Origin of the sequence: Sphingorhabdus sp., assembly GCF_044374345.1 — a bacterium.
Classification (GTDB): domain Bacteria; phylum Pseudomonadota; class Alphaproteobacteria; order Sphingomonadales; family Sphingomonadaceae; genus Sphingorhabdus_B.
Window position 1 is genome coordinate 21,360 of the sequence record NZ_JBILOS010000011.1, and the last position, 11,275, is coordinate 32,634.

Below are 11,275 nucleotides of genomic sequence, written 5' to 3' on the forward strand. Positions count from 1 at the left end.
AAGCGCCCGCCAGAACTTGTTTCGACCGGCCTTATTGACCACATAGAGCTTCACTCGAGACGCAGATAACAATGCTGCAACGCAAAGGTACGATAGCATGAACGCCCCTGTAGCCCGCGAAAATCTGCAAGGACTTGACCTGCTCGCTGAAATCCAGCGGCTGAAAAAAGAACGCAATGCTGTCATTCTCGCGCATTATTACCAAAAGCCGGAAATTCAGGACCTTGCCGATTTCGTCGGTGACTCGCTGGAACTCAGCAAGCGTGCGGCGGAAACCGACGCGGATGTCATCGCGTTTTGCGGCGTCAAGTTCATGGCCGAGACCGCCAAAATATTGAGCCCGCAAAAGACCGTCATTTTGCCCGATATGGCGGCTGGCTGCTCCTTGGAAGACGCGTGCCCCCCCGGCAAATTCAAGGCATTCCGGGAAGCCCATCCTGACCATATCGCGCTGACTTACATCAATTGTTCGGCGGAGGTGAAAGCGCTGTCTGATATCATCGTCACCTCCTCAAGCGCCGAGACGATTTTGGGCCAAATTCCTCCCGAACAAAAAATCATTTTTGGGCCTGACCGGCATTTGGGCGGCTATCTGAGCCGTAAGTTCAACCGCGACATGCTGTTGTGGCCGGGTGTGTGTATTGTGCATGAGGCGTTTTCCGAAACCGAGCTGCTGAAACTGAAAGCGCAGCATCCCGGCGTTCCAGTGGCTGCGCATCCCGAATGCCCGCCGCATATCATCGATCATGCCGATTATGTCGGCAGCACCAGCGGTATCTTGCAATATGCGCAGACGATGAAGGGCGGCACGCTCATCGTCGCGACCGAGCCGCACATCATCCACCAGATGGAAAAGGCGGAACCCACCAAGACCTTCATCGGTGCGCCGGGGGCTGACGGCAACTGCGCGTGCAATATCTGCCCCTATATGGCGCTCAATACGATGGAGAAGCTGTATCTTGCGCTGCGCGACCTTCAGCCGCAGATACATCTCGACGAAACCGTCCGTTTGGCTGCCAAAAAGAGCCTTGACCGGATGCTTGAAATGGCGAGCGGGACCGTCGGTAAAGGCGACCTTGGCAGGGCCTAGCCCATCTGCAGAGAATTTGTGCATTATTCGCTGGATGCGGGTGGACGCTAAAAAAGCGCCTTCATCTGACGTTCAGCGAAAAGCGTAAATATACCCTCGCATTCACCGTTATATCGATATAATACAGCCACGCGATGCTTTTCCGGCGCTCCTCTTCTGACATTCCTTCGGATATTGACGGCCGACTGGCGGCCTTCGATGAAAGCTATGCGCAGCGCTTTCCCGATGATCCGCAGCCTTGGAATCCCGATGCAAAGCCAGCGTCGACACGGCGTCTTATCTTGGGCAAAACCCGCTGGTGGTGGTTTAGCCGAACCAGTGCGGCCCTGCTTGGCCTGTTCATATTGTTGATATTGTGGCTTGCGATTACGGCGCCATTGTCCAAATCGCTTCAGCCCATCGCACCGCCGCGCATTACGCTGCTGGCGTCGGATGGCACGCCAATCGCGCGGAACGGGGCTATCGTTGATAAGCCGGTTGATGTTGGCACGCTGCCCCCGCACGTCGTGCAGGCGTTTTTGTCTATCGAAGATCGCCGATTTTATTCGCATTTCGGTATCGACCCTCGCGGCCTCGCGCGGGCGTTTTGGTCGAATGTTTCGGGCAGCGGAATGACGCAGGGCGGCAGCACGATTACACAGCAGCTCGCGAAATTTACGTTTCTGACGCCGGAGCGCAGCCTGACGCGCAAAGCGCGCGAGATGCTCATCGCTTTCTGGTTGGAAGGGCGTTTGACGAAGGACGAAATTCTTGAGCGTTATTTGTCGAACGTCTATTTTGGCGACAATGTCTACGGTCTGCGCGCAGCGTCCTTACATTATTTCTACCGGCAACCCGAGCGCCTGACGCTCAGCCAGGCGGTGATGCTTGCCGGACTTGTACAGGCACCATCGCGGCTTGCCCCGACAAAGAACCCCGAACGGGCGGCGAAGCGGGCACAATTGGTACTAAATGCAATGGTCGCCAATAATGTCATTACGCGGGCCAAGGCCGACGCGACACCGGTCGCGCGGCTTGACGTTCGCGTGCGGGAAACGCTGCCGACTGGTACCTATTTTGCAGACTGGGCCATTCCCCAAGCACGGTTGCTGACCGACAGCGGTTATGCCGACGTCAGGATTACCACGACATTGGATGCGCGATTGCAGAACATCGCCCGCAAGGTTGTTGCGCGATCCGCCGTGGGCAATGCCCAAATCGCGCTCGTTGCGATGCGCCCCAATGGCGAAGTTGTCGCCATGGTCGGTGGCCGCAGCTATAAGGATTCCGCGTTCAACCGCGCGACACAAGCAAAACGGCAGCCCGGGTCCACGTTCAAACTATTTGTCTATCTGGCGGCGCTCCGGTCGGGGATGACACCGGAATCGTTGATTGCCGATACGCCGATTAATGAAGGCGCGTATCGCCCCAAAAATTCGGGACAAAATTACCGCGGTGACATTACGCTGGAGCAGGCATTTGCCCAGTCAAGCAACGTGGCTGCGGTACGCCTGTATCAAAAAGTTGGCGGCGAAGCTGTGGCGCGCGCGGCCACGGATCTGGGCGTGCGCAGTCCATTGACGATGGACCAGAGCATGGCGCTGGGCAGTTCGGGCCTGACCCTGATTGAGCTGACGGCTGCCTATGCCGGTGTGGCGGGGAACCAATGGCCCGTTGAACCGCACGCGATCAAACGCGAAGAACAAGGATGGATCGAGTGGCTGTTTTCCGGACCACGTTCATTCAGCAGTCGTACGCACGGGATGTTGCTCGATCTGCTGGGTGCGACGGTCAATAAGGGAACCGGACGCGCGGCGCGGCTGTCCATTCCGGCCTATGGCAAAACAGGAACGAGCCAAGACAATCGCGACGCATTATTCGTCGGATTTGCGGGTAACCTCGTGGTCGGGGTCTGGATTGGCAATGATGACAACAGCCCGTTGCGCGGTGTTAACGGCGGCGGTTTGCCGGCGCGCATCTGGCGCGATTTCATGGCGCAGTCGATCCGCAATGCGGCGCCTGAGGCAAGGCCGAAGCTGCGTCAACAGCCTGACCCTGAAGGCCCGATTGAGCCGTTGGATTTACCGGAACTCAGCGAATTTCCTGTCGATGTTGGCAACGCGGAAGTCCGGATAGACCAAGGCGAGGGCGTTACCGTGAACGCCGAGGTCGGTGGCATGCCGGTGGAGGTCAAGCTTGACCGTGGCGGTGTGAATATCCAGCCCGCGCCGCCCGAAACGCGACCCGCGCAAGGACCGCGATGATGGTCGTTCGATCCTTGTATTCACGCATTAAAAAACTCGCGCTCGCACTGGCATGTGTTCTCGGCGCGATCGCTGCGACCCCGGTCTATGCAGACGCAAGTGATATTAGCGCTGCCGCCCGCAGTGTCGTGCGCATCGTCGTTTTTAGCTCCGCAGAAGGCCAGCAGACTATCGTCAGCATTGGCTCTGGCGTGGTTGTTGACCGCAACAAGGTCATTACCAACGCCCATGTCGTGGAACAGGCGCGCTTTGACGACAGTGTCGAAATTGTCGTTGTGCCCTCCGACGGGACGCAAAGCTATCGCGCCACGGTGTCCGCCGTGGTCGCGCGCAAGGATCTTGCGCTTCTGAAGCTTTCTTTCGGCGCGTTGGTCCCCGCAAGCATATTTGCGGGCACGGTGTCCGATGGCGCGGACGTTTTTGCGATTGGTTATCCGGCCAGCGTGGATGTCGCGCTTGAACAAAGCGAGGCGGACGTGCTGCGCCCTCAACCGCCCGTTAAAACGCGGGGTACTATTTCTTCGGGCCGGACATCGAAGTCCGTTGAATCGCTTTTGCACACCGCACCTATTGCACCGGGCAATAGCGGCGGGCCGATTGTCGATGCATGTGGCCGCGTTGTTGGTATCAATAGCTTTGGCTCGGTCGCGAACGATGGCGGCGCCGAGTTCTACTTCGCCATTTCGACGCGCGAGCTTGCGGCATTTCTCGACAATCAAGGCGTCGCGTTCCGAACGGTTCGTGGCGATTGCCGTTCGGTCGCGGAACTGACACGCGCTGAGGCGGAACTGGAAGCGGCCACCCGCGCCAAGGTTGAGAAAGAAGCACGTGTGGCCGCTGAGTTACAGCGCAGCCGTGAAGGCAAAGTGCGCAGTGACGCCGAACACGCAGTCATATCTGCCCGCGAAAACCACATCGCGCTTGCGGTTTTGCTGCTGGTCTTAAGTGCCGTCGCCGGCGGCGCAGCGTGGCAATTTTCGGAGCGTGGACAAAATGATCGTTTCAAATCGGCGGCCGCAGCAGGCGCGATATTGCTGGTTTCGGCGGTCGGTATTTTTGCAGCGCGCCCGTCTTTCGACGAAGTCGATGACAGGGTGCGTGCGGCCCTGACTGCGGATGCGCCGCAGGACGAAGTGGTCAAAGCGGCCGTAACCGAAGTGGCCAAAATATGCGTGCTGCAGCCCGAACGCAGCCGTATCACCATGTCCGATACCGCCGATGTTGATTTCACATGGCGGCCGGACGGATGCGTCAATGGGCGGACGCAATATGTCGAAAGCGGCGGGCGATGGGTTAGAAGCTTTGTGCCGAACAATGACGCACAGATTTCGGTGACGAGTTACGCCCCCGACACCAATATCTATCGTATTGAGCGTTTTCTGCCGGGTACAGATGCCATGCGGTCCGCCCGCGAAGCGCGTCAACGTTATGACGTGAAGACATGTACAACGGACGCGGGCCAGCTGACCAATATCGACAATATGAATAAGGCGATTGCCGCACAATTGCCGCCCGCCCCGAACGAGATATTGCTGTTCACCTGCACTGACCGTTGAATCGTGGATTGTGCACCGCGACATTCTGATTATGGTGGCCGCATGACCCGTTTGCTGCCGTTTTTGCTTTTGTTGCTGTCGGCTACACTTGCCGGTTGTTCGCAGGGCGTCGACAATGAACGGGTCCGCGTCGATGTGATTGAGGATCGTCCCAAGCCCTTTAACGTGTCCGCCTCACCATTACCGCTCGCCTCTGCCTATCTGCGCAGTGCAACGGCACAGGGGTTGGTCACCTTTGACGAAAAAGGCCGCGTTGCGCCGGGGTTGGCGAGCCGCTGGATCGTTAATGATGACGGTATGAGTTACATTTTTCGTCTGAACAAAGCGCGGTGGAACGATGGGCGCGAACTAAACTCGCAAGAGGTCGCGCAGCTTTTGACCCGGCGCATAAGTGAGCTCAAAAAGGGCCGTTTGCGCGATGAACTTGCCGTCATCGACCGCGTCGTCGCGATGACAGGCAAGGTCGTTGAAATCCGGCTGAAGGCCCCGATGCCTTATTTGCTTGAGCTGCTTGCTTTGCCCGAATTCGGATTATTACGTCGCGGTGCCGGGTCCGGCCCGATGCAGGCCAAGAAATTGGGTCAGGCCATGCAGTTGCGGCGCAATGAAATCGATGCCGAGGGGACGGCGGTTCTTGGCCCCGCAACCGTTACGCTGCGCCGGGGCGAAGCGTCGTTGGTGCTCGCGCGTTATGTGCTTGGGCAAACCGATTTGATCGAGGGCGGCCGGTTTGAAACTTTCCCGTTGCTCGAAGCGGCAAAGATCAATGCCAATGAGATCCAGTTTGATGCTGTCCCGGGTTTGTTTGGGTTAATGGTGGTGCAGGCTGGGCCATTTTTAGCGAACAAGGACAACCGCACGGCAATCGCGATGGCCATTGACCGGCCAAAGTTGCTGACAGCTTTCGACATTGTTGCATGGCGCGAAACGGTCACGCTGGTACCCGAAAGCTTGCCGAACCGCGCGGACATTTCTCGGCCCGATTGGGCGGCGCCATCCATGGACCAAAGACGGTCCATGGCCGCGGCAAGCATTGCAAACTGGAAGCGTGCGAACGGGGCTATCCGGCCTTTGCGTGTTGCCCTGCCACGTGGGTACGGCAGCCGCATATTTTTTGCGCGTCTGCGCGCTGATTTAGCGGCCGTGGGTGTCGATATTGAGCGGGTGACCGCCGACCGGCCGCATGACCTGCGCTTGATTGACCTGACGGCGCAACAGTCCAGCCCTGCATGGTATCTGGACCAATTGTCCTGCAAATTTGCCGCGATATGCAGCGCCCGGGCGGACGCAATCGTCGCAGAGGCGCGCATGACGAAGGACATGACGGTGCGTGTGCAATTATTGGGGCAGGCGGAGGCCGAAATGCAATCCACGGTCGGCTTTATTCCGATTGCCAATCCGCTGCGCTGGTCGGTCGTTCGGCCGGGGCTTTTGGGGCACTTTGCCAACGGACGGGGCCGGCACCTGTTGCAATATCTCGGGCGGGACCCAACATAAGTCTAAAGGAGTTATGCCAGTGCCGATTTCGCAGGAACAGTTCGCACAAATTGCCAAGGATCTGCCCGGGATGGGCAACGACCCACGGGCCGTTCGCATGCGCGTCGAGGCGCTCGAAAAGGTGCTTGAACGGGCATTTCACATTCCCGGCACAAAAATTCCAGTGGGCTTGGACACCGTCATTGGCTTGGTGCCCGTGCTTGGCGATCTCGTGACCGCAGCCATGGGCGCCTATATCGTCTGGGAAGGCCGCAATCTGGGCATGTCAAAATGGCAGCTGCTGCGCATGAGCGCGAACATTGGCATTGATACCGCGATTGGCGCGGTGCCATTTTTGGGCGATGCCTTTGACTTGGTGTGGCGTTCAAATACAAGAAACCTGAAGATTATCCGTAAGCATCTGGACAAACATCATCCGTCCACGCGGATTATCGAACGTTAACGCCCGCGCCAGATTTTGACGTGCGCTGTGCGTGATGCTGCCCGGCTAAAACTGGGGCATCTTCGCGGTTTGAATGTGCGGTCTAGGCAAATGCGTATTTCTTGAAGCCAGCCTTTCGCGCTGACCTTTACCGTCACGGAATCCGCTGGCATGCCATCGTTAAACTCGGCAAATCTTTCGGCGATCGTCGCTGCAGTCAATGGCGTTCCGCGTTCCGGCTCGCGCGAAAGCCGCGCCATGTCGGGAAACTCAATCGCCTTGAACAGCAGCCGCGCCGCACCGAAATAAGCCTCCGGCGTTTTGGCCATACAGCTGCCATGCTTCGCCCATTGGTGCTGCAGCAATTGCGGCGACGGGCTAAGGCAGATGTTGTTGGCAATGGTCTGCCGTGGCAGCACGCCCACCGGCTGGCAATATTGCGGATAATTTGCGCCCTTTGCTTCGGGCCAAAGGCCATGAAGAATGAAGCCGAAGTCGCCGATTGTCCCGGAACATTGGAACCGCATCGCCGGGTCGCGTTCCCGTCCACGGCAAAATTCGGGGCTCCAGCTTAATGCCAGAATATAGCCTGCAATCGCGGTGCGCCGGACCTGATCGGGCGACGGAAGCTCCAATGCTGGACGGGGTAGATAATTTGTGGGCTGGCACTGCCATGCTTGCGCCAGCGCCGGTGCCGGCGATAGGCACGCGGCCGCGCCTAAAAGGACGAGGCTGCTAAGCCTGCGCAAAATCCAAACCGATATCCGCAGCGGGTGCGCTTTGCGTCAAGCGCCCGACCGAGATGTAGGTAACGCCGGTTTCCGCTTTTGCGCGAATGCTATCAAGCGTAACACCGCCCGACGCCTCAGTCGGCACGCGGCCCGCAATTAAGGCAACCGCCGTGCGCAGCGTATCTGCATCCATATTGTCGAGCAGCAAGTGGCTCGCGCCCGCCGCAAGCCCAGGTTCGATTTGCGCGATGCTATCGACCTCTAATATGATGCGTTCGACGCCTGCTTCGCGTGCGCGGCGTACCGCCTCTGCCACGCCGCCTGCAACCGCCACATGATTGTCCTTGATCATTGCGGCATCCCACAAGCCCATGCGGTGGTTCGTTGCCCCGCCCATGCGCGTGGCGTATTTTTCAAGCACGCGAAGCCCGGGGATGGTTTTGCGCGTGTCCAAAAGCGTGCACCCAGTGCCCGAAATCGCGTCGACATATTGCCGTGTTAGCGTGGCGATGCCCGAAAGATGTTGGACCGTATTCAGTGCGGACCGCTCCGCCGTCAGCATCGCGCGGGCATTGCCCCGAAGGCGCATAAGGTCCGTTCCAGCGGCAACGCGCTGTCCTTCTTCGACCAACAGGTCGATTTCCATCGCGGGATCGAGCGAACTGAAGAACGCAACCGCAATCGGCAGACCGGCCACGACGATTGCGTCGCGGCTATCCATCGTGCCTTCAAACCGGAGATCCGCAGGGATAACGCTTTGCGATGTAACGTCGGTTCCGGTTGGCCCCAGATCTTCGGCAAGCGTCGCGCGGACGAACGCGTCGAGATCAAAATGGGGAAGGGTAAAGGCCATGTCAGTGCAAGTCCGGCGATTCTTATCTTATGGGGTTGCCCGACCCATAAGTGCGTTCGAACCGGGCAGCAATGCCGTAATCAGTAGCCCATCAGGCTCATGACTTCCTTGCGGCTCGATTGGTCGTCAAGGAAACAGCCGATAAGTTTTGACGTGACCATGCCAACGCCATGCACCTTCACACCGCGGCCTGTCATGCAACCATGCTGCGCCTCAATGACAACGGCTACGCCCTCTGGCTTCAGATGTTCCCAAATGCAGTTTGCGACTTCAGCGGTCAGGCGTTCTTGTACCTGCAGCCGTTGCGCAAAACCGTGCAGCACGCGCGCCAGCTTTGAAATGCCGACAACGCGATCGGTTGGCATATAGGCAATCGATGCCTTGCCAATGATCGGCGCCATGTGGTGCTCGCAATGCGACTGGAACGGGATATCCTTCAGCAGCACCAACTCGTGATATCCGCCGACTTCCTGAAAGGTCCGCGACAGATGCGCAGCGGGGTCTTCCGCATAGCCGCCGCAATATTCGCGCCATGCGCGTCCGACGCGTGCGGGTGTGTCCAGCAAGCCTTCACGGGCTGGGTCATCACCGGACCAACGGATTAACGTGCGAATGGCGTCTTGAACTTCGTCAGGAACGACGATTTTGCCGTTCTCACCAATTTCGTCTTCATAATGGATATGTGCGATGGGAAACACCTTTTCGGGCTGGTTCATCTTGGGTCTCCAGCGGTCTTACATGCCCGCCATTTATAAACCCAACGATACGCCCGCCCGCCTTTAAAAACTATACGGCGAATAACCCATAGGCACTTCACCATGATGCGATGTGATATCAGATGCGGGTAGTGCTTCAAGCACAGCCGCGCCGATAGCTTTAGCCGATGGCTTGGCCAGTCTTCGCCCAGTCCGCCAAAAAGCCTTCAATGCCCTTGTCCGTCAGAATATGTTTGAACAGACCCTTGATGACCGCAGGTGGTGCAGTCATGACGTCAGCGCCGATTTTCGCCGCTTCAAGCACATGCACACCATGGCGCACGCTGGCGACGAGGATTTCAGTGTCGAATGCGTAATTGTCGTAAATCAGGCGAATGTCACTGATCAGCTGCATGCCGTCAAAGCCATTGTCGTCATGACGACCGACGAAGGGCGATACAAATGTTGCACCGGCTTTGGCCGCGAGCAGCGCTTGGTTTGCAGAGAAGCACAAGGTCACATTGACCATGGTCCCTTCTGACGTCAGCGCCTTGCAGGTTTTCAGACCATCAATCGTCAATGGCACCTTGATGCAGACATTGCTTGCAATCTTGCGGAGAATTTCCGCCTCTTTCATCATCGTTGCATGATCCAGCGCAACGACTTCGGCGGATACCGGTCCATCGGTCAGCGCACAAATTTCGCGGGTGACTTCAATGAAATCCCGGCCCGATTTGGCAATCAATGTTGGGTTGGTGGTGACGCCATCAAGCAAGCCAGTCGCTGCCAGATCTTTGATATCGGCAATGTCAGCGGTGTCGGCAAAAAATTTCATGGCACGTTATTCCTGATAGTAGATTCGGTATATAGCCTATTGGCAAAGTTAACGTGGAAATGACAGGCAATATTCCGTGCCGAATTGCTGCAATGTATCACGCCAAAGGACCATGCTTTTGCATTGGCCCGGATAGGTGGGTGACGTCCCCCATTTGTCTGCCTATATCGACGGGATGAATCCGCCCACCAACCGTGTCCGTGTCGTCCTGTTGACGCAAGCGATTGGTCCGCTCGACTATCGGTTGCCTGCGGGCATGGAGGCAGGCCCCGGGTGCGTGGTGATGGTCCCGCTGGGTCCACGTAAATTGCCCGGTGTTATCTGGGATGACGATGTTTTTGGCGATGAAGCCATTGATGCCAGCAAACTTCGGCCCGTGCTGGAACTGGTCGACTGTCCGCCACTTGGGCAAGGGCTGCGCCGCCTCGTCAACTGGGTTGCCGATTATTATCTGACCAGCCATGCCGCAGTGTTGCGCATGGTCCTGGCGTCTTCTGCGGCGTTTACGGTGTCTGGTACGATCGTTGAATATCGCCGCACCGGCTTTGAACCTGCACGGCTCACCCCGCAACGCGCCGCCGCGCTGGACGCGTTGGAGGGGGCGCAAGGCCTTGTTCGTGAACTTGCGGCAGAAGCGGGGGTCAGCGATGCTGTCATCCGGGGGCTGATAAAGGCAGGTGCCTTTGAACCCGTTACGATCAGCGTGGATTCTCCGCTGCCTGAACCACTCGCAGATTTCGACGCGCCAAAGTTGAATGACGCGCAAATGGTCGCCGCCGACGCAATGGTCACCGCCGTCCGCTCGGGCGGGTTTGACACCTTCGTCCTCGACGGCGTGACGGGATCTGGCAAAACCGAAACCTATTTTGAAGCGGTTGCCGAAGCCATTCGTCTGGGCAAGCAAGTTCTCGTGCTGCTCCCCGAAATCGCGCTGACAGCGCCGTTTCTGGCCCGCTTTGAAGCCCGTTTCGGGGTGGAGCCTGCCGTATGGCATAGCAATTTGCGGTCAACGCAGCGCCGCCGTGTGTGGCGCGCGGTTGCGGACGGCAGTGCAAAGGTGCTTGTCGGGGCACGTTCGGCTTTGTTCCTGCCCTTTGCCAATCTGCGGCTGATCATTGTCGACGAAGCGCATGAGAGCAGTTTCAAACAAGAAGATGGCGTGCGGTACCACGCCCGCGATGTCGCCGTGATGCGTGGCCGTTTTGAAGGCTTTCCCGTGGTGCTGGCGTCGGCCACGCCCGCGTTGGAATCACGCCATATGGTTACCATTGGCCGCTATAAGGGGTTGGAAATCCCGTCCCGTTTCGGCGCGGCCAAAATGCCGGAGATCAAGGCGATTGACCTCACCTTGGAC

The 11,275-nt window shown here is 58.0% G+C and carries 10 protein-coding genes; 6 read left to right on the forward strand and 4 right to left on the reverse strand.

The genetic code is table 11. The annotated features are described in order from the left end of the window. The first annotated feature begins 97 nt into the window (after nt 1-97). From nadA to ACIQ5B_RS02215, 5 genes are all read left to right on the forward strand, one after another. On the forward strand, nt 98-1,090 hold the full coding sequence (gene nadA, locus ACIQ5B_RS02195; RefSeq protein WP_397597591.1) for a quinolinate synthase NadA: 993 nt from the start codon (nt 98-100) through the stop codon (nt 1,088-1,090). 134 nt (nt 1,091-1,224) lie between these two features. Beyond that, nucleotides 1,225-3,333 (forward strand): transglycosylase domain-containing protein, encoded by a 2,109-nt coding sequence (locus ACIQ5B_RS02200; RefSeq protein WP_397597592.1) that lies wholly within the window; start codon nt 1,225-1,227, stop codon nt 3,331-3,333. Beyond that, complete coding sequence (locus tag ACIQ5B_RS02205; protein ID WP_397597593.1) at nt 3,330-4,889, forward strand: S1C family serine protease; 1,560 nt, start codon at nt 3,330-3,332, stop codon at nt 4,887-4,889. Before ACIQ5B_RS02200 ends, ACIQ5B_RS02205 begins: the two co-directional genes overlap by 4 nt. Before the next feature lie 42 nt (nt 4,890-4,931). Next, nucleotides 4,932-6,386 carry an ABC transporter substrate-binding protein gene (locus ACIQ5B_RS02210; RefSeq protein ID WP_397597594.1) on the forward strand — a complete coding sequence of 485 codons (1,455 nt, stop codon included), beginning with the start codon at nt 4,932-4,934 and terminating at the stop codon, nt 6,384-6,386. A gap of 19 nt (nt 6,387-6,405) precedes the next feature. Further along, nucleotides 6,406-6,828, forward strand: coding sequence for a DUF4112 domain-containing protein (locus ACIQ5B_RS02215; protein WP_333569320.1), 423 nt, complete (start codon nt 6,406-6,408; stop codon nt 6,826-6,828). Here the strand turns inward: ACIQ5B_RS02215 and ACIQ5B_RS02220 are convergent. The 4 genes from ACIQ5B_RS02220 to fsa form a co-directional block, all read right to left on the reverse strand. Then, nucleotides 6,825-7,556: a ribonuclease T gene (locus ACIQ5B_RS02220; RefSeq protein ID WP_397597595.1), complete on the reverse strand. Its 732-nt coding sequence runs from the start codon at nt 7,554-7,556 to the stop codon at nt 6,825-6,827. The genes ACIQ5B_RS02215 and ACIQ5B_RS02220 overlap by 4 nt on opposite strands. Beyond that, entirely contained in the window at nt 7,543-8,391 is an 849-nt protein-coding gene (gene nadC / locus ACIQ5B_RS02225; RefSeq protein ID WP_397597596.1) for a carboxylating nicotinate-nucleotide diphosphorylase, read from the reverse strand. Before nadC ends, ACIQ5B_RS02220 begins: the two co-directional genes overlap by 14 nt. Before the next feature lie 80 nt (nt 8,392-8,471). Next, nucleotides 8,472-9,107 carry a GTP cyclohydrolase I FolE gene (gene folE / locus ACIQ5B_RS02230; protein ID WP_395629239.1) on the reverse strand — a complete coding sequence of 212 codons (636 nt, stop codon included), beginning with the start codon at nt 9,105-9,107 and terminating at the stop codon, nt 8,472-8,474. Nucleotides 9,108-9,267: 160 nt separating this feature from the next. Next, nucleotides 9,268-9,921: a fructose-6-phosphate aldolase gene (gene fsa / locus ACIQ5B_RS02235; RefSeq protein WP_395635459.1), complete on the reverse strand. Its 654-nt coding sequence runs from the start codon at nt 9,919-9,921 to the stop codon at nt 9,268-9,270. Nucleotides 9,922-10,096: 175 nt separating this feature from the next. On the opposite strand from fsa, the gene priA reads away from it, so the two are divergent. Continuing rightward, on the forward strand, nt 10,097-11,275 hold a 1,179-nt coding region (priA, locus tag ACIQ5B_RS02240; RefSeq protein ID WP_397597598.1), incomplete at its 3' end, for a primosomal protein N'.